The following is a 16,992-nucleotide window of genomic DNA, read 5'->3' on the forward strand; positions in this document are numbered from 1 at the left end:
TCCGCATGTCGCAGGGACGCTCCCCGATCCTCGAGTTGAACCAGATCACGAAGGCCTTCGGCGGTGTCGAAGCCCTTCGTGGGGTCGACTTCGCGCTGCACGCCGGCGAGATCCATGGTCTCGTCGGCGAGAACGGCGCCGGAAAAAGCACACTGATGAAGATCATCGCCGGCGTGCATCCGGAGTTCTCCGGCCGCTTCGTGCTCGACGGCAAGGAAACCCGGTTCCGCTCCACCCGTGACGCCCATGCCGCCGGCATCGGCATGGTGCATCAAGAACTCAGCGTCGCGCCTGATCTGACCGTCGCCGAGAACGTCTTCCTCGGCAACCAGCCAACCAACCGCCTCGGCTTCGTGCAATGGCGGCGGATGGCGCGCGAGGCCGGCGAGCAGCTGTCCCGGTTCGGCATCGACGTCGATCCGATGACGCGGCTCGGCGACCTGCCGATCGGCCTGCAGCAGCTGATCGAGATCGCCCGTGTGCTGTTTTCCGGCGCGCGCATCATCATCCTCGACGAGCCGACCTCCGCGCTCTCCCCGCCCGAGGTCGAACGCCTGTTCACGACGCTGCACAGGCTCCGTGACGAAGGCACCAGCATCGTCTTCATCTCGCATTTCATCGAGGACATCCTGCGGGTCTCCGACGTGGTGACCGTGTTCCGCAACGGGCGGAAGATCGCCGAGACCACGTCCGCTGTTACCACCAAGGGCGCGCTGATCGAGGCCATGATCGGCCGCGGCGGCGAGGCGCTGGAGCACAGCTACACCGATGACCTGATGCTCCCGCAACCGGGTGGCGGTTCGACGGTGCTGAAGGTCGACCAGCTCTCGCTCCGCCGCAGCCTGCAGGACGTCTCGTTCGAGGCCCGCGCCGGCGAAGTGCTCGGCATCTACGGCTTCATGGGCTGCGGCCAACTGGAGCTGTCGCGGATCCTGTTCGGCAAGCTCCGGCCGGACGGCGGAACGCTTGTTGTCGATGGCTCCGCCAAGACATTCCGCAGCACCGCGGCGGCGCGGCGGGCCGGCGTCGCGCTGGTGCCGGAGAGCCGCCGCGCCATGCTGTTCCTCCAGGAGCCGGTCTACAAGAACATCTCGATCAGCATCCTCGAGCGGATCTCGGCGCTGCTGCTCAAGCCGATGCGCGAGCGCGCGATCGCCCAGCGCCAGGTCGAGCAATTGCAGATCAGGCCGCCGGTGGTCGGCCTCGATCTCGGCATGCTGTCCGGCGGTAACCAGCAGAAGGTGGCGCTGGCGAAATGGCTGACCTACCCGCCGCGGCTGCTGGTGCTGTGCGAGCCGACCCGCGGCATGGATGTCGGCGCCAAGAACGACGTGATCAACATCGTGCGCGACCTCCGCGCCAAGGGACTGGCGATCATCGTGCTCTCGACCGAACCGGAAACGGTGCTGTCGCTGGCCGACCGGATCCTGGTGCTGAAGCGCGGTGCGGTGGTGCGTGAGTTTGAGGGCGAGGCGGTCAGCAAGGATCGGCTGCTCGAGGCGGCCTAGAGCATGATCCGGAAAAATGCGAGGCGGTTTTCCGACAAGGTCGTGCTCAAAAAAATGAACGAGGCGCGATGACCAACTCAGCGCGCCTAATGGAGAAGTGTTATGGCGAGCAGTGACAGCGCGACGAGCCCAGCCGATCACAAGCGGCCGCGCGGGCTGGCGCCCTTCCTGCGCTCGCAGATGCGCAACATCGCGCCGTTCCTGACGCTGATCTTCCTCAGCGGCTTCTTCGCGATCGCCAGCCCGTCGTTTGCCACAATCGACAATCTCGGCAATATCCTGACGCAGGTGTCGGTGACCGGCATCATCGCCGTCGGCCTCACCTTCGTGATCCTGTGCGCCGAGATCGACCTGTCGATCGCCAGCATCGCCAACGTCACCGGCATTGCGGTGGCGTACTTCACGCTGCAGGAGTCCTACGTCAACATCGCCAACGTCCCGATGCCGGGTTTTGCCGCGATCCTGCTGGCGCTGGCGCTGTGCGCGCTGCTTGGCCTCGTCAACGCGCTGGGGCTGACCGTGATCGGCATTCCCTCCTTCATCATGACGCTCGCCATGATGCAGATCGCGGCCGGCGTCTCGGCGCTGCTGGTGCGCGGCCAGATCGCCTACAAGGTGCCGCCGCTGATCACGACGCTCGGCTCGGGCTCGATCGGCGGCATCCCCTGGATCGTGATCGTCGCCGCGGTGATGCTGCTCGGTGGCCATCTGATGCTGACCTACACGCGCTTCGGCCGCTACGTCTATATGGTCGGCGGCAACCGCGAAGCCGCGGAATTCGCCGGGCTGAACGTCAAGCTCATCCTCGGCAGCGTGATGGTGATCTCGGCGGTGTGCTCGGGGATCGGCGGCATGCTCGGCGTCGCGCATTTCGGCAGCGCACAGCAGAACGAGTTCGACACTTATCTCCTCGATTCGATCGCGGCAGTGGTGGTCGGCGGCACCAGCCTGTTCGGCGGCCGCGGCGGCATCGGCAACACCATCGTCGGCCTGTTCGTGCTCGGCGTGCTCAACAACGGCCTCGATCACGTCAATATCGACAGCTTCCTGAAGATCCTGATCCGCGGGCTGATCCTGCTCGCCGCGCTGATCATCAACGTCTACGCCCAGCGCCTGCGCGAGCAGGCGGCGGAGTAGCCGGGGAGCCCTCTCCATTCGTCGTCCCTGCGAAAGCAGGGACCCATACTCCGCGGCGGGTGTGATGAACGGGACTCGTCATTCCACGATCGCACAAGAAAGACGGTCGGTGGTTATGGGTCCCTGCTTTCGCAGGGACGACATCGAATGCGTTGCGCGGTTCCGGTGTCACACTTCCACACGTGCGCTGCGGCAATTGCGTCAAACTTTCCGAACAGCCGAGTGGGGGCTAATCTCCGGCCGGCAGCGGAGGATTACCCTTTTGTCGGCGTCGACGGCATATCGCGAGATAGCTGGGAGGATTGGCCCGACAATCGCCGTTGCCATCGGGCTCGCTCTGAGTCAGGCCGCGATCGCAGCACCACCCGATAACGCAGATCCGGCGCTCTCCCCATGGTTCGAGAGCCTGAAGCAACCAGGGACCGGTGCATCATGTTGCTCGATTGCGGATTGCCGGACGGTGGAGTTCCGACAGGACCGGGACGGTTACGAGGTATTGATCGATGGTCGCTGGAAGTTGTCGGCGCCATTCTGGCTGCGGGTCCCGCCAAACAGGATCATCGACAGAACCGACAACCCGACGAACCGCGCCGTGGCCTGTTTCACGCCCGAGGCCGGCATTCTCTGTTTCGTGCGTCCGGCAGAAAGTTGATCCTCCACGATCATCTGGCGAAATCCGGCTGCCAGTGACGCAGCTCGCGCGCGGCGTAGCTGACGGTGCCGATCGTCGTGTAGGACGCCGCCTCCAGCATCATGTTGCGCGCGAGCTTGAGGCTGCGCGCCTCGCAGATCGCGCGCTGCTTCTCGTCCGCGATCCACTCGAAATCGATGTTGTGCGCGAGGCCAAGAATGCGCCGGATGGTCTTGGCCGCGGCGAAGCCGACCGTGTCCTGGAACAGCCGCGCCATGTAGGCCTGTCGTTCGGCCTCCAGCCGCGCGGCGCCCGCCTCGCTGTCGAACAGCGACACCGGATAACCGTCGCCCCTCGCCTCGTTGCGCCACAGCTCAAGGAACTTTCGAGAAAACCCGGTCCAGACCCCCTCGATGGTTTCCAGCAGCCATGCCTCGAACGAGGCCCGCTCGCCCGTTGTGCGCTCGTGGCCGGCGGAGGCCAGATAGGCCATCAGCAGATTGCCGATAACGGCGCCGATGTCGAAGCCCATCGGGCCGTAGAACGCGAATTCGGGATCGATCACCTTGGTCTCGCGTTCGGTGACCATGATCGAACCGGTGTGCAGATCGCCATGGAGCAGCGCCTCCGGGCTCGCCATGAATTTCAGCTTGAGCCTGGAGATCGCGACATGCAGGTCGAGATCCTCGCGGAACGCCTCAGCCGTGGCATCGAGATACGGCGCGGTCCAGCGGTTCTGCTCGGCGATGCGATAGGGATCGGTGAAGATCAGGTCCTCGGTGATCTTGCAGAGCGCGTGGTTGCCGGCGAAATCGGCGATCCCCTGCTTCTTCTCCGCGGCCGACAGCGCGAGATCGGACGTGAAGAACAACGTCCGCGCCAGGAAGGTCGAGATATCCTCGACAAAGCGCGGATAACGCGTGGCCCCGATCAGGCCCTTGCGCATGATGATATGCGGCTCGAGCAATTCCATCGCGGTGAGCGCAAGCGGCGCGTCATGATGCAGCACCGCCGGCACGAGCTTTGGCGCCAGCCGCGCCTGATGCACCAGCGCCAGATGTTCGTAATGCGCCCGCGACAGCGGCAGCGGCCAGCTCTCGCCGACCAGCCGCACATAGGGCAGCGCCTGCTTGACGGCGATGCCGCCGCTGTTGCCCTTGACGATGAAGACGAGGTTGAGATTGCCGTCGCCGACCTCGCTGATCGACCAGTCGGCCGGCGCTCCGCCCAGTTGGGTGACGATGGCGGGAAGGCTCGCGAGATAGTCGCGCAGATCGGCCTCCCGCAGGATTCGATAGGCGCTCTGCCCGGAGCCTGGCTGGGCCTGCAGGTTCATCGTGGTCGCCTCCCCAATACTTCAGCCCGAGCCATTGGCCGCTCGTTGTGCTATTCCGGGCACGCAGCCGCAAGGGCTGACGGTCCGGTTCGATGCCCACAATCGCAGGCGACGGGACGCGCCGCAATGCTCCAGACAAGTCCCTAAAGCCAGGGATCGATCAGACCCCATCCGGCCGGCGTTGTTTCAGAACGCACGATGTATTTCCGAGTGGAGGACGCAATGCTCGTCGCCGTATTCTCGGTATTCGCGGCCAGCCGCAAGGACCCGCTCGTCGATATGGCCGAGCAGGTCCACGCAGGCTTCCTTGCCGCCGGGTTGGGCGAGCCGACGGTACGTCTCAGGCTTTCCGATCCCCCGCTCACGGCCGAGATCGCCGCCGTGCAAGCGATCGCGGGGACGAAGCGCATTTCCAGCATCGCCAGGGTGGTCAAGCGCTGGCCGGAATTGGAGCGCTTCGTGCGGACGACCGGCTCGGTTGGCCTGGGCAAGGCGGAAGCGCGGGTGCTGTCGAACGTGACCGAAACCGGTGCCGTCGAGGCGATCGACTTCGCGATCCTGAAGGAGATCGCACAGGGCGTCCCGAAGTCATTTCCTTGCCACGCCATCGACCTGCATTTCTCGGTGCCCGGCTTTTCAGACGGTCCGCAATTGCCCGCTCAGCCTGACCTTCAGACTCTCCGGGGCCTGATGCGCGCCGGCGTCGACATCGGCGCAGGGCACCCGACCTCGCCCGGCATCAGCGTGCACGACAAGTGGTGGGTGAACGGGCGGCAGCGGTCGCTCGCCGCGTTGCGCATTGTCGAAGCCGATCCGCAGGCGAAGAAATTGCCGGCACCTCCGGCCGATGTCGCAACCCTGCTATCGGCCTGCGGCAAGGTGCGAAAGACGATCCAGGTGCCGATAGTCGCGACACCCGCCGCCACGGCGGCTGCCGTGTCCCCCGGCGGCTTGACTCCGGACATGGACGACGCCATCCGCACGGTCGTGCGTGGGTATCGGGCGAAGATGACCGAACTGCTCGATACACTTCCGCACGATCTGCCGGATCAGGTCGGAAGCGCGCCCGCGACACCCGCCGACGGGGGCCCGAGCGCCGGCCCCAAGAAGCCTGATCTCGTTCGGGCCTTCACGCCACTCGGCTACGATTGCCGCGGCGAGAGCGGATCATTCAGGCTACAGCGGCGCACGCCGGGCAATCTCACCGTCACGCTCCAGGTCGATGTCGGCAGCTGGAACAGTTCGGTCGCGGCCTTCATGCAGGTGATCGGCATGGTGAACGGGCACGGCTTCAAGGCCACGCTGCCGCTCCATGCCTCGCGCCGCGCGGTTCGTGGTGAAGTGAGAGGGGTTGAGTTGCCGAGCCAGTTTCCGATCGGCAGCGCCGAGCGGTGGACGCAGATCGTCGACAACCTGGCAACGCTCGTCGCAGCGCTCGATCGCAGCTTCGTGCCCGAGGTCGAGGCAATCTCGGGCCCTTCACCCGAATGGTTTCGGCCGGAGCAAACCTAACCGCGCCGTTCACGAGCCCCGTGCGCTAGAACGGCATCCCCATCAGCTTCGACAGCCGTTCGATCGAGAGATAGCCGGCGTAATAGGCCCACATGCCGATCGCGAAGATCGCGGCCGAGATCAATGTGGTCCACAACAGCTTGCGGCCCATCCGCGCCATGATCGGCGCGCCGGGATCGGTGCCGGGCGCGCCGACGCCGTCCTCATGCTGGCTGCGGATGCCGAACGGCAGCGTCAGGAACAGCACGAGCCACCAAAGGACGAAGTAGATCGCAAGCCCGGTGGTGATCTGGTACGCCATATGGGCTCAGGCCTGTTCGATCTCGACCAAGGCGCCGGAAAAGTCCTTGGGATGGAAGAACAGCACCGGCTTGCCGTGCGCGCCGATCTTCGGCTGGCCGTCGCCGAGCACCCGCGCGCCCTCGGCGATCATGCGGTCGCGGGCCGCGATGATGTCGGGCACGTCGTAGCAGACATGGTGGATGCCGCCGTCGGCATTGCGCTCGACGAACTTCGCGATCGGTGAGGCCTCGCCGAGCGGCTCAATGAACTCGATCTTGGTGTTGGGCAGCGTCACGAACACGGTGATGACGCCATGCTCCGGCAGCGGCACCGCGTCGGAAATCTCGGCATTGAAGGCCGTGCCGTAGATCTTGGCGGCCTGCCTGGCGTCCTTGACCGCGATGGCGACATGATTGAGCCGGCCCAGCATATCTCTCTCCCTTTGTCGCTGCGCACGCCTTAAAGGCGTGTGTCATACCGTCAGAACGTGCACGACGCAGATCGGCTTCTTGCCCCAGTGCTCGTTCAGCGCGGCCCGCACCGCGCGGCGCACCGATTCCCCGAGCGCGTCCGGATCGCGGCGCCGCGGCTTGGGCAAGCCCTCGATCGTCGATACCACGACATCGAACACGATGTCGTCGAACAATTCGCCCGCGGCATTCTTCTCCGGCATGCCGACGAGATCAACCTCGGGATCGTCGAGCATCTCGCCCTGCGCGGTCATGGCGACGGCGACGAAGGCGCAGCCAGCAAAGCCCATCCGCCGCCGCTCGACCACGGCGCGCGACTTGGAGTCCTCAAGGATGGTTCCGTCCTTGTAGAGCCGTCCCGACGGCACTTCGCCGACGATGCCGGGATCGCCGGGCCCGAGCTTGACGAGGTCGCCGTTGCGGCAGGTCAGGACTTTTGGGACACCGGCGGCGCGCGCCAGCTTGGCGTGCTCGGCGAGATGCAGCGCCTCGCCATGCACGGGGATCAGGAGCTGCGGCCGCACCCAGGAGATCATGTCGCGCAGCTCGTCACGGCGCGGATGGCCGGAGACATGCACCAGATGCTCGCGGTCGGTGATGATTTCGACGCCCTGGGTCACCAGCCCGTTGATGATGCCGCCGACCGCCTTCTCGTTGCCGGGAATGGTGCGGGAGGAGAAGATCACGGTGTCGCCCCTGTTCAGGGTCACCTGCGGGTGGTCGTTGTTGGCGATCCGCGCCAGCGCAGCGCGGGGCTCACCCTGGCTGCCGGTGCACAGCGCCAGCACCTTGTCGGGCGGGAAATGACCGTAATAGTCAGCGCTGCGGAATTTGTGCGAGCCGTCGAGATAGCCGCATTCGCGCGCGACCTGCACCACGCGCTCCATGGCGCGGCCGACCACGACGACCTCGCGATCAGCGGCGTTCGCGGCGTCCGCCACCGCCCTCACGCGGGCGACATTGGAGGCGAATGTGGTGACCGCGACCCGGCCCTTGGCCGCCTTGACCAGCTTCTTGATGGTGGCGGCGACCTCGGTCTCCGAGGGCGAGCGCCCGTCGCGCACCGCGTTGGTGGAATCGCCGACCAGCGCCAGCACGCCTTCGTCACCGAGCTCGCGCAGCCGCCGCTCGTCGGTCGGCAGGCCGATGATCGGCGTCGGATCGATCTTCCAGTCGCCGGTGTGCAGCACGGTGCCGACATCGGTTTTGATCGCAAGCGCGTGCGATTCCGGAATCGAATGCGCGACCGGGATGAACTCGACATTGAACGGGCCGATATCAACCCGCCCGCCCGACGGGATCACCGTGATCGGGATCTTGGGCGGATTGCGCTCGGCGGCGCATTTAGCCTCGAACAGCGCCGCGCTGAATTGGGTTGCGTAGATCTTGCAGCCGAGCTTCGGCCAGAGATCGATGATCGCGCCGAAATGGTCCTCATGGGCGTGCGTCAGCACGAGGCCCATCAGATTGTTGCGCTCCTTCTCGAGAAAACGCACATCGGGCATGATCAGGTCGATGCCCGGCAGATGCTCCTCGTCGCCGAAGGAGACGCCGAGGTCGACCGCGAGGAACGAACGTTGGTGGCGGTTGCCGAGGCCATAGATCGACAAATTCATGCCGATCTCGCCGACGCCGCCGAGCGGTGCAAAAGTAAGCTCGTCAGGTCGCGCCATCACACCGCCCTCTTAGAGGCTGCGCTGCCGAAATAGACCTCGCCCGCCGCAACCGGGACACGCCTGCCCTCGGCCGTACACACGATCAGACAACCGGTCTCATCGATGGTTTCGAAGATGCCCTCGATGGTCGCCGAGCCCGTGTTGATCGCGACCTCGCCGCCAAGCCCGGCCGCGCGCTCGAGCCAGCGCCGGCGGATTTCGGCAAAGCCGCGGCCATTGTCCCAGATGCCGCGGAACTCGACCCAGGCATCGGATAGCGCCGTGAACAGCTCTTCCGCACTGATCTGGACGCCGAGCTCGGCCAGCGACACAGCAGGTGTCGGCGTGCCCTCGGGCGACGCCACGACATTGGTACCGATGCCGACAACGACCGCGAGGCGATCGCCGACGGCTTCGGCCTCCATGTTGATGCCGACCAGCTTCGCGTCACCCGCGAGCACGTCGTTCGGCCACTTCAGCGCATATCTCGGCCGGTCAGAACCGAGACGAAGGGACGCCTCGACACTGACTTTCGCCAGGGCGGCCTCCTCCGACAGCCCTGCGACAAAGCCGAGCGTCGCGGCAACGGCCGGCGGGACGTCCATCAACTCGAGAATACTGCTGGCAAGGTTGCCGCGCGGCGCGATCCAGACCCGCTGCCGCCGTCCCCGCCCTGCGGTCTGCTCTGATGTCACGAACCACATCGGCCCCTGCTCGCCGTCGCGGGCGCGCAGCATCGCCTCGGCATTGGTCGAGCCGATCTGGTCGAAGGCGGCGAGCTTGTAGCCCGCCGCAATGGCCCGGGGTCCGAGCGTGAAGGTCATAGTGAGGTTATGCGCATGATCCGATCCGAAAGCCAGCGTCCTGTTTTCGGGATCATGTGCTTTAGAACAGCGACTTCGCCGCCGCCGTGGCCACGCTCACCAGCGGTCCCGGATAGGCGAAGAAGAAGATATTGAAGATGCCTGCGACCGCCAGCACGGTGCGCAGCTCGACGCGGACCGGGTCGAGCTTGCCGAGCGGCTGATCGAAATACATCACCTTGACGATCGACAGATAGTAGAACGCGCCCACCACGCTGGTCAGCACGCCGATCACCGCGAGCGTGAACAGATTGGCCTTGATCGCGGCGACGAACACGTACCATTTGCCGAAGAAGCCGGCGAGCGGCGGCACGCCGGCCAGCGAAAACAGCAGCATCGCGAAGACGAAGGCAATCAGCGGGTTGGTGCGGGACAGGCCGGCGAAATCACTGATCTGCTCCAGCGCCTGGCCGTTGCGCTTCATGGCAAGGATGATCGAGAAGGTGCCGAGCGTCATCGCGACATAGATCGCGATGTAGATCAAGACGCCCTGCGCGCCCTCGACCGTGCCGGAGGCGAGGCCGACCAGCGCAAAGCCCATATGGCCGATCGAGGAATAGGCCATCAGCCGCTTGATGTTGGACTGGCCGATCGCGGCGAACGAGCCCAGCGCCATCGAGGCGATCGCCACGAACACCAGGATCTGCTGCCACTGAGTGACGATGCCCGGGAACGCGGTCAGCGTCGCACGGGTGAACACGGCGAGCGCCGCGACCTTCGGGGCGGAGGCGAAGAACGCCGTCACCGGCGTCGGTGCGCCCTCATAGACGTCGGGCGTCCACATATGGAACGGCACCGCCGAGACCTTGAAGCAGAGGCCGGCGAGCAGGAACACCAGGCCGAACACGATGCCGATGCTGCCGGTGGTCGCGGCCGCCGCGATGCCGGCGAAGCTGACCGTGCCGGTGAAGCCGTAGATCAGCGAGGCGCCGTAGAGCAGCATGCCCGACGACAGCGCGCCGAGCACGAAATACTTCAGGCCGGCCTCACTCGACTTGGCATTGTCGCGCTGGCTGGCGGCGACGACGTAGAGCGCAAGGCTCATCAGCTCGAGGCCGAGATAGAGCGAGATCAGGTCGCCGGCCGAGATCAGCACCATCATGCCGAGCGTCGACAGCAGCACCAGGATCGAGAACTCGAAATTGCGGGTCGATGGCTGGGACAGGTACTCAGTCGACAGGATCAACGTCGCCGCCGAGGCGATCAAGGCGAGGATCTTCAGGAAGCGGGCGAAGTCGTCGACGATGAAGCTGCCGCCGAAGGTGACGAGCTTGCCGGCCGGCAGCCAGAGCTCCAGCACGCCGGTCAGCACCAGCAGACACACCGCGAGCGTGGTGATCAGCCGGGTCGTGCCCTGCCCGCGATAGGCTCCGATCATCAACAGCACCATGGCGCCGACCGCGAGCACCAGCTCCGGCAGCACCGGCTGCAACTGATAACCTGCACTGGAAAAGCTCATGGCGGCGGCCTTACTGCGTAACCAGCGCGGCTGCCTTCACGGCAGTCACGGCGGTGTTGTAATTATTGACGAGCTGCTGCACCGAGGCGGCCGACATGTCGAGCACCGGCTTCGGATAGACGCCGAACAGGATGGTCAGCGCGATCAGCGGGAACAGCGTCACGCATTCGCGAAAGGTCAGATCCTTGATCGACATCAGCGACGGCTTGACCAGCGCGCCGAACACCACCTTGCGGTAGAGCCAGAGCGCGTAGCAGGCCGACAGGATCACGCCGGTGGTGGCGAAGAACGCCGTCGGCAGCGAGATCTTGAAGGTGCCGAGCAAGGTCATGAACTCGCCGACGAATCCGCTCGTGCCCGGCAGACCGACATTGGCCATGGTGAAGACCATGAAGGTCATCGCATAGAGCGGCATCCGGTTGACGAGGCCGCCATAGGCCGCGATCTCGCGGGTGTGCATGCGGTCGTAGACGATGCCGACGCAGAGGAACAGCGCGCCGGAGACGATGCCGTGCGAGATCATCTGGAACATGCCGCCGGCGACGCCCTGCGTGGTCACCGCGAAGATGCCCATGGTGACGAAGCCCATATGCGCGACCGAGGAGTACGCGATCAGCTTCTTCATGTCCTCCTGCATCATCGCCACCAGCGAGGTGTAGATGATGGCGATGACCGACAGCGTGAACACGAACGGTGCGAAGTCGTGCGAGGCCAGCGGGAACATCGGCAGCGAGAAGCGCAGGAAGCCGTAGCCGCCCATCTTCAGCAGGATCGCGGCCAGGATCACCGAGCCCGCCGTCGGCGCCTCGACATGCGCGTCAGGCAGCCAGGTGTGCACCGGCCACATCGGCATCTTCACCGCAAACGAGGCGAAGAACGCCAGCCACGCCCAAGTCTGCAACGAGCGCGGCACCGCGGTGTGCATCAGGGTCGGGATATCGGTGGTGCCGGCGTTCCAGTACAGCGCCATGATGGCGAGCAGCATCAGCACGGAGCCGAGGAACGTATAGAGGAAAAACTTGAACGAGGCGTAGACCCGGCGCGGACCGCCCCAGACGCCGATGATCAGGAACATCGGGATCAGGCCGCCCTCGAAGAACAGATAGAACAGCACGAGGTCGAGTGCCGAGAAGGTGCCGACCATCAGCGTTTCCAGGATCAGGAACGCCATCATGTATTCGCTGACGCGCTGCGTCACCGACTTCCAGCTCGCGATGATGCAGAGCGGCATGATCGCGGTGGTCAGGATGATCAGCGGCAGCGAGATCCCGTCGATGCCCATGTGATAGGTGATGCCGGTGGCGAGCCAGGACGTCTTCTCGACGAATTGGAAGTCGGTCGAGGCCGGATCGAAACGCGCGACCAGGATCAGCGACACCGCGAAGGTGATCAGCGTGGTCCACAGCGCGATCCAGCGCGCCGTGCGGCTCGCGCTCTCGTCGCCGCCCCGTGCCAAGAGGTAGACCAGGATCGCGCCGACCGCCGGCAGGAAGGTCGTGACGGAAAGGATGGGCCAGGTTGTCATTTACTGGCCTCCCAAGCCGAACATGAACCAGGTGATCAATCCGGCGGCCCCGATCAGCATCGCGAACGCGTAATGATAAAGGTAGCCGGTCTGCAATTTCACGACATTGCGGGTGACGTCGAGCACGCGGGCCGAGACGCCGTCCGGACCGAAGCCGTCGATGACGAAGCCATCGCCCTTCTTCCACAGCGTGTAGCCGAGCCACTTCGCCGGGCGCACGAAGATCCAGTCGTACAGCTCGTCGAAGTACCATTTGTTGAGCAGGAACTGGTACAGCATCGGCTGCTGGTTCGCGAGCTCGACCGGCAGATACGGCCTGCGGATGTAGAACAGGTACGAGACGAACAGGCCGAGCGCCATCATCACGGTGGGCAGCGGCGCGAGCCAGCTCGGCATGTGCTCCATATCCTCGAGGATGTGCGGGTTCATCTTCACGGATTCGCGGAAGAACTCCTCGACGCCGTGCGGGCTGGCGAACACTTCCTTGAACGGCAGACCGGCCAGGATCGAGCCGGCGGCGAGCACGCCGATCGGCACCAGCATCCAGACCGGACTCTCATGCGCCGCCTCATAGTGCTTCTGGTCGTGCGGCTCGCCGAAGAACGTCTTGAAGATCAGACGCCAGGAGTAGAACGAGGTCAGGCCGGCGGCCACGATCGTCAGCAGGTAGGCATACGTCGCGAACGGGTTGTGCGCCGCGTAGGCCGCCTCGATGATCGCGTCCTTGGAGAAGTAGCCGGCAAACAGCGGGAAGCCGGTCAGCGCCAGGGTGCCGATGCACATCACCGCGAAGGTGTAGGGGATCTTGCGCCACAGGCCGCCCATGTTGCGGATGTCCTGCTCGTGGTGCATCGCGTAGATCACCGAGCCGGAGCCCAGGAACAGCAATGCCTTGAAGAAGGCGTGCGTGAACAGGTGGAACATGCCGACCGAATAGGCCCCTGCTCCCATCGCCACGAACATGTAGCCGAGCTGCGAACAGGTCGAATACGCGACGATGCGCTTGATGTCGTTCTGCACGAGGCCGATCGTGGCGGCGAAGAACGCCGTGGTCGCGCCGAAGAACATCACCACCGCCTGCGTGGTCGGCGACAGCTCGAACAGCGGCGACAGCCGCGCCACCATGAAGACGCCGGCGGTGACCATGGTTGCGGCATGGATCAGCGCCGACACCGGCGTCGGGCCTTCCATCGCGTCCGGCAACCAGGTGTGCAGCAGGAACTGAGCGGATTTGCCCATCGCGCCCATGAACAGGAACAGACAGGTCAAGGTCAGCGCATCGGGATGCCAGCCGAAGAAGTCGATGGTCTTGCCGGTCAGCCCGGGCGCGGCATGGAAGATGGTCTCGAAGTCGGTCGAGCCGACCAGCGCGAAAATCGCGAAGATACCGAGCGCGAAGCCGAAGTCGCCGACGCGGTTGACCACGAAGGCCTTGATCGCCGCCGCATTCGCCGACGGCTTCTGGTACCAGAACCCGATCAGGAGGTAGCTCGCGAGACCGACGCCCTCCCAGCCGAAGAACAGCTGCACCAGGTTGTCCGAAGTCACCAGCATCAGCATCGCGAAGGTGAACAGCGAGAGATAGCCGAAGAAGCGCGGCCGGTTCGGGTCCTCGTCCATGTAGCCGATGGAATAGAGGTGGACGAGCGCGGACACGGTGTTGACCACGACCAGCATGACGGCGGTCAGGGTGTCGACCCGCAGCGTCCAGGCCACCTGCAGGTCGCCCGAGGTGATCCAGGGCAGCAGCACGACGCGCGCATCATGGTGCATGAAGCCGACATCGACCAGCGTGAACCAGGACAGCGCCGCCGAGACGAACAGCAAGCCCGTGGTGATCAGCTCGGCCAGCCGCGAGCCCGCCGCCGCCGGCTCGGCGACATGGTGGTCGTCATGGCTATGGTCATCGTGGCCATGATCGTCGTGGGCCGCGGAGGCATGGGCGTCGCCATGCGCATCGTCATGATGGTCGACGGTGTCGCCGCTCGGGCAGCGCGCATGCGCGCCAACCAGCGAGATGATCCCCGCGAGAATGGCTCCCAGCAGAGGCAGAAATACGATTGCCTGTATCATCGCCGGATTAGCCCTTCATCAGATTGACGTCTTCAACCGCGATCGAACCGCGATTGCGGAAATACACCACCAGCACGGCAAGGCCGATCGCGGCCTCGGCCGCCGCCACCGTCAGCACCAGCAGCGCGAACACCTGGCCGACGATGTCGCCGAGGAAGGTCGAGAACGCCACCAGGTTGATGTTGACCGAGAGCAGGATCAGCTCGATCGACATCAGGATGACGATGATGTTCTTGCGGTTCAGGAAGATGCCGAGGATCCCGAGCGTGAACAGGATCGCGCCGACCGCCAGATAGTGCCCTAGCCCGATCGTCATTTCACCCACTCCGCCGCATCGGCATCCTGCAGGCCCTGCCCCGACGCCACCTTGCGCATCGCCATCGCAATCTCGGGCGTGCGCGCGTTCTGCACGTTGATGTTCTGCCGCTTGACGTTGGCCTTGTGGCGCAGCGTCAGCACGATGGCGCCGATCATCGCGACCAGGAGCACCATGCCGGCGAGCTGGAAGTAATGGATGTACTTCGTATAGAGCACGAGGCCGAGCGCCTCGGTGTTGCTGACATTTGTCGGGATCGCCGCCGTGATCGTCTTGGTCACGGACGGGTTGATCACCCAGGCGCCGACCACCAGCAGAAGCTCGAACAGGAAGATGCCGCCGATCACGATGCCGATCGGCAGGTACTGCATGAAGCCCTCGCGCAGTTCGACGAAGTCGACGTCGAGCATCATGATCACGAACAGGAACAGCACCGCGACGGCGCCGACATAGACCACGATCAGCATCATCCCGAGGAACTCGGCGCCCATCAGGATGAACAGGCCCGAGGCGTTGACGAACGCCAGGATCAGGTACAGCACGGAGTGCACGGGATTGCGCGAGACAATCACCATGACCGCCGAGGCCACGCAGGCCGCGGCAAACAGATAGAAGAACAGCGCCGGAAGGATCATGCCCTCACCTCACCGGTACGGCGCGTCGAGCGCGATCGACTTCGCAATCTCGCGCTCCCAGCGGTCGCCATTGGCGAGCAGCTTCGCCTTGTCATAGTAGAGTTCCTCGCGGGTCTCGGTCGCGAATTCGAAATTCGGTCCCTCGACGATGGCGTCCACCGGGCATGCCTCCTGGCACAGGCCGCAATAGATGCACTTCACCATGTCGATGTCGTAGCGCACCGTGCGGCGGGTGCCGTCGTTGCGGCGCGGGCCGGCCTCGATCGTGATCGCCTGCGCCGGGCAGATCGCCTCGCACAGCTTGCAGGCGATGCAGCGTTCTTCGCCGTTCGGATAGCGGCGCAGCGCGTGCTCGCCGCGGAAGCGCGGCGAGATCGGCCCCTTCTCGAAGGGATAATTCAGCGTCGGCTTCGGCTTGAAGAAATAGCGCATGGCGAGAACGAACGCCGAGACGAATTCCGAGAGCAGAAGCGAACGGGCTGTTGCGTTGACGTTGACACTCATGACGACCTCACTTCGGCGCGATGCCGGCGAACTGCAGCACTCCGGCCACGATCACCACCATCGCCAGCGACAGCGGCAAGAACACCTTCCAGCCGAGCCGCATCAGTTGATCGTAGCGGTAGCGCGGCACGATCGCCTTCGCCATCGCGAACATGAAGAACATGAAGAACACCTTGAGGGCGAACCAGACGATGCCCGGAATCCAGGTGAACGGCGGCAGATTGACCGGCGGGAGCCAGCCGCCCAGGAACAGGATCGACGCCAGCGCGCACATCGTGGTGATCGCGACATACTCGCCGAGCATGAACAAGAGATACGGGGTCGAGCCGTATTCGGTCATGAAGCCGGCGACGAGTTCGGATTCCGCTTCGACCAGGTCGAACGGTGGACGGTTGGTTTCTGCCAGCGCCGAGACGTAGAACACGACGAACATCGGGAACAGCGGCCACACATACCAGTTCAGGATGGTGAGCTGCGGCAGGCCGATCAGGTGCGCGAGCCCGCGCGAGTTCTGCGCTTCGACCACCGCCGACAGGTTCAGCGAGCCGACACAGAGCAGCACGGTGATGATGACAAAGCCGATCGAGACTTCGTAGGACACCATCTGCGCCGCCGAGCGCAGCGCCGCCAGGAACGGATACTTCGAGTTCGACGACCAGCCGGCCATGATGACGCCGTAGATCGACAGCGAGGAGATCGCGAAGATGTAGAGAATGCCGACATTGATGTCGGAGATCACCCAGCCGAGATTGAACGGGATCACCGCCCAGGCGGCCAGCGCCAGGATGCACGAGACCAGCGGCGCCAGCAGGAACACGCCCTTGTTGGAGCCGGACGGAATCACCGGCTCCTTCAGCACGAATTTCAGGAGGTCGGCGAAGGATTGCAGCAATCCGAACGGGCCGACCACGTTGGGGCCGCGGCGGATCTGCACCGCCGCCCAAATCTTGCGGTCGGCGAGCAGGATGTAGGCGATCGCGATCAGCAGCACGACGAGCAGCAACAGGCTTTCCGCGACCATGATGATCAGCGGCCAGAGGAAGCCGGTCCAGAACGCGCTTGCGAAGAATTCAGCCATCAGGTCAC

General features: G+C 64.6%; 16 protein-coding genes. 3 read left to right on the plus strand and 13 right to left on the minus strand.

Annotated features, from left to right (window positions below; genetic code table 11):
- Nucleotides 1-5: 5 nt before the first annotated feature.
- Both ACOIX3_RS21625 and ACOIX3_RS21630 read left to right on the plus strand, forming a co-directional pair.
- A complete protein-coding gene (locus ACOIX3_RS21625; protein WP_420964201.1) occupies nucleotides 6-1,508 on the plus strand; it encodes a sugar ABC transporter ATP-binding protein in 1,503 nt (500 codons plus the stop codon).
- A 102-nt stretch (nucleotides 1,509-1,610) separates the two neighbouring features.
- Nucleotides 1,611-2,645 carry an ABC transporter permease gene (locus tag ACOIX3_RS21630; protein ID WP_420964202.1) on the plus strand — a complete coding sequence of 345 codons (1,035 nt, stop codon included), beginning with the start codon at nucleotides 1,611-1,613 and terminating at the stop codon, nucleotides 2,643-2,645.
- A 486-nt stretch (nucleotides 2,646-3,131) separates the two neighbouring features.
- Here the strand turns inward: ACOIX3_RS21630 and ACOIX3_RS21635 are convergent, their stop codons facing one another.
- Both ACOIX3_RS21635 and mtnK read right to left on the minus strand, forming a co-directional pair.
- Complete coding sequence (locus ACOIX3_RS21635; protein ID WP_420964203.1) at nucleotides 3,132-3,311, minus strand: hypothetical protein; 180 nt, start codon at nucleotides 3,309-3,311, stop codon at nucleotides 3,132-3,134.
- On the minus strand, nucleotides 3,308-4,612 hold the full coding sequence (gene mtnK, locus ACOIX3_RS21640; RefSeq protein WP_420964204.1) for an S-methyl-5-thioribose kinase: 1,305 nt from the start codon (nucleotides 4,610-4,612) through the stop codon (nucleotides 3,308-3,310). The genes ACOIX3_RS21635 and mtnK overlap by 4 nt, the downstream gene beginning before the upstream one ends.
- Nucleotides 4,613-4,834: 222 nt before the next feature.
- Here mtnK and ACOIX3_RS21645 point away from each other — a divergent pair, with 222 nt between their 5' ends.
- The gene (locus ACOIX3_RS21645) at nucleotides 4,835-6,124 is read left to right on the plus strand and encodes a hypothetical protein (RefSeq protein ID WP_420964205.1); all 1,290 of its coding nucleotides are present in this window, start codon (nucleotides 4,835-4,837) and stop codon (nucleotides 6,122-6,124) included.
- A gap of 25 nt (nucleotides 6,125-6,149) precedes the next feature.
- Here ACOIX3_RS21645 and ACOIX3_RS21650 read toward each other — a convergent pair whose 3' ends face one another.
- The 11 genes from ACOIX3_RS21650 to nuoH form a co-directional block, all read right to left on the minus strand.
- On the minus strand, nucleotides 6,150-6,425 hold the full coding sequence (locus ACOIX3_RS21650; RefSeq protein ID WP_420964206.1) for a DUF1467 family protein: 276 nt from the start codon (nucleotides 6,423-6,425) through the stop codon (nucleotides 6,150-6,152).
- A 6-nt stretch (nucleotides 6,426-6,431) separates the two neighbouring features.
- Entirely contained in the window at nucleotides 6,432-6,836 is a 405-nt protein-coding gene (gene mce / locus ACOIX3_RS21655) for a methylmalonyl-CoA epimerase (protein ID WP_092114633.1), read from the minus strand.
- A gap of 42 nt (nucleotides 6,837-6,878) precedes the next feature.
- Nucleotides 6,879-8,549, minus strand: coding sequence for a ribonuclease J (locus ACOIX3_RS21660; protein WP_420964207.1), 1,671 nt, complete (start codon nucleotides 8,547-8,549; stop codon nucleotides 6,879-6,881).
- Nucleotides 8,549-9,355, minus strand: coding sequence for a biotin--[acetyl-CoA-carboxylase] ligase (locus ACOIX3_RS21665; protein ID WP_420964208.1), 807 nt, complete (start codon nucleotides 9,353-9,355; stop codon nucleotides 8,549-8,551). The genes ACOIX3_RS21660 and ACOIX3_RS21665 overlap by 1 nt, the downstream gene beginning before the upstream one ends.
- 61 nt (nucleotides 9,356-9,416) lie before the next feature.
- Complete coding sequence (nuoN, locus tag ACOIX3_RS21670; protein ID WP_420964209.1) at nucleotides 9,417-10,853, minus strand: NADH-quinone oxidoreductase subunit NuoN; 1,437 nt, start codon at nucleotides 10,851-10,853, stop codon at nucleotides 9,417-9,419.
- A 10-nt stretch (nucleotides 10,854-10,863) separates the two neighbouring features.
- The gene (locus ACOIX3_RS21675) at nucleotides 10,864-12,378 is read right to left on the minus strand and encodes an NADH-quinone oxidoreductase subunit M (RefSeq protein WP_420964210.1); all 1,515 of its coding nucleotides are present in this window, start codon (nucleotides 12,376-12,378) and stop codon (nucleotides 10,864-10,866) included.
- Nucleotides 12,379-14,451 carry an NADH-quinone oxidoreductase subunit L gene (gene nuoL / locus ACOIX3_RS21680; RefSeq protein ID WP_420964211.1) on the minus strand — a complete coding sequence of 691 codons (2,073 nt, stop codon included), beginning with the start codon at nucleotides 14,449-14,451 and terminating at the stop codon, nucleotides 12,379-12,381.
- A 7-nt stretch (nucleotides 14,452-14,458) separates the two neighbouring features.
- Complete coding sequence (gene nuoK, locus ACOIX3_RS21685; RefSeq protein WP_027537255.1) at nucleotides 14,459-14,767, minus strand: NADH-quinone oxidoreductase subunit NuoK; 309 nt, start codon at nucleotides 14,765-14,767, stop codon at nucleotides 14,459-14,461.
- Nucleotides 14,764-15,402, minus strand: a complete 639-nt coding sequence (locus tag ACOIX3_RS21690; RefSeq protein ID WP_342711418.1) for an NADH-quinone oxidoreductase subunit J — start codon at nucleotides 15,400-15,402, stop codon at nucleotides 14,764-14,766. The genes nuoK and ACOIX3_RS21690 overlap by 4 nt, the downstream gene beginning before the upstream one ends.
- Before the next feature lie 9 nt (nucleotides 15,403-15,411).
- Nucleotides 15,412-15,906 (minus strand): NADH-quinone oxidoreductase subunit NuoI, encoded by a 495-nt coding sequence (gene nuoI, locus ACOIX3_RS21695; protein WP_097673576.1) that lies wholly within the window; start codon nucleotides 15,904-15,906, stop codon nucleotides 15,412-15,414.
- A gap of 7 nt (nucleotides 15,907-15,913) precedes the next feature.
- Nucleotides 15,914-16,984, minus strand: a complete 1,071-nt coding sequence (gene nuoH, locus ACOIX3_RS21700) for an NADH-quinone oxidoreductase subunit NuoH (protein WP_223967244.1) — start codon at nucleotides 16,982-16,984, stop codon at nucleotides 15,914-15,916.
- Nucleotides 16,985-16,992: the final 8 nt, after the last annotated feature.

Source organism: Bradyrhizobium sp. B120 (assembly GCF_049075665.1).
In the GTDB taxonomy this organism is placed as follows: Bacteria; Pseudomonadota; Alphaproteobacteria; order Rhizobiales; family Xanthobacteraceae; genus Bradyrhizobium.

Excerpts from the sequence above, each read along its gene's own strand:
- ACOIX3_RS21660 (WP_420964207.1), bottom strand. The coding sequence starts at position 8,549 with ATGGCGCGACCTGACGAGCTTACTTTTGCACCGCTCGGCGGCGTCGGC.
- nuoI (WP_097673576.1), bottom strand. The coding sequence starts at position 15,906 with ATGAGTGTCAACGTCAACGCAACAGCCCGTTCGCTTCTGCTCTCGGAA.
- nuoH (WP_223967244.1), bottom strand. The coding sequence starts at position 16,984 with ATGGCTGAATTCTTCGCAAGCGCGTTCTGGACCGGCTTCCTCTGGCCG.
- ACOIX3_RS21630 (WP_420964202.1), top strand. The coding sequence starts at position 1,611 with ATGGCGAGCAGTGACAGCGCGACGAGCCCAGCCGATCACAAGCGGCCG.
- ACOIX3_RS21675 (WP_420964210.1), bottom strand. The coding sequence starts at position 12,378 with ATGACAACCTGGCCCATCCTTTCCGTCACGACCTTCCTGCCGGCGGTC.
- ACOIX3_RS21665 (WP_420964208.1), bottom strand. The coding sequence starts at position 9,355 with ATGACCTTCACGCTCGGACCCCGGGCCATTGCGGCGGGCTACAAGCTC.
- ACOIX3_RS21635 (WP_420964203.1), bottom strand. The coding sequence starts at position 3,311 with ATGATCGTGGAGGATCAACTTTCTGCCGGACGCACGAAACAGAGAATG.
- nuoK (WP_027537255.1), bottom strand. The coding sequence starts at position 14,767 with ATGACGATCGGGCTAGGGCACTATCTGGCGGTCGGCGCGATCCTGTTC.
- mtnK (WP_420964204.1), bottom strand. The coding sequence starts at position 4,612 with ATGAACCTGCAGGCCCAGCCAGGCTCCGGGCAGAGCGCCTATCGAATC.
- mce (WP_092114633.1), bottom strand. The coding sequence starts at position 6,836 with ATGCTGGGCCGGCTCAATCATGTCGCCATCGCGGTCAAGGACGCCAGG.
- ACOIX3_RS21690 (WP_342711418.1), bottom strand. The coding sequence starts at position 15,402 with ATGATCCTTCCGGCGCTGTTCTTCTATCTGTTTGCCGCGGCCTGCGTG.
- nuoN (WP_420964209.1), bottom strand. The coding sequence starts at position 10,853 with ATGAGCTTTTCCAGTGCAGGTTATCAGTTGCAGCCGGTGCTGCCGGAG.
- ACOIX3_RS21625 (WP_420964201.1), top strand. The coding sequence starts at position 6 with ATGTCGCAGGGACGCTCCCCGATCCTCGAGTTGAACCAGATCACGAAG.
- ACOIX3_RS21650 (WP_420964206.1), bottom strand. The coding sequence starts at position 6,425 with ATGGCGTACCAGATCACCACCGGGCTTGCGATCTACTTCGTCCTTTGG.
- nuoL (WP_420964211.1), bottom strand. The coding sequence starts at position 14,451 with ATGATACAGGCAATCGTATTTCTGCCTCTGCTGGGAGCCATTCTCGCG.
- ACOIX3_RS21645 (WP_420964205.1), top strand. The coding sequence starts at position 4,835 with ATGCTCGTCGCCGTATTCTCGGTATTCGCGGCCAGCCGCAAGGACCCG.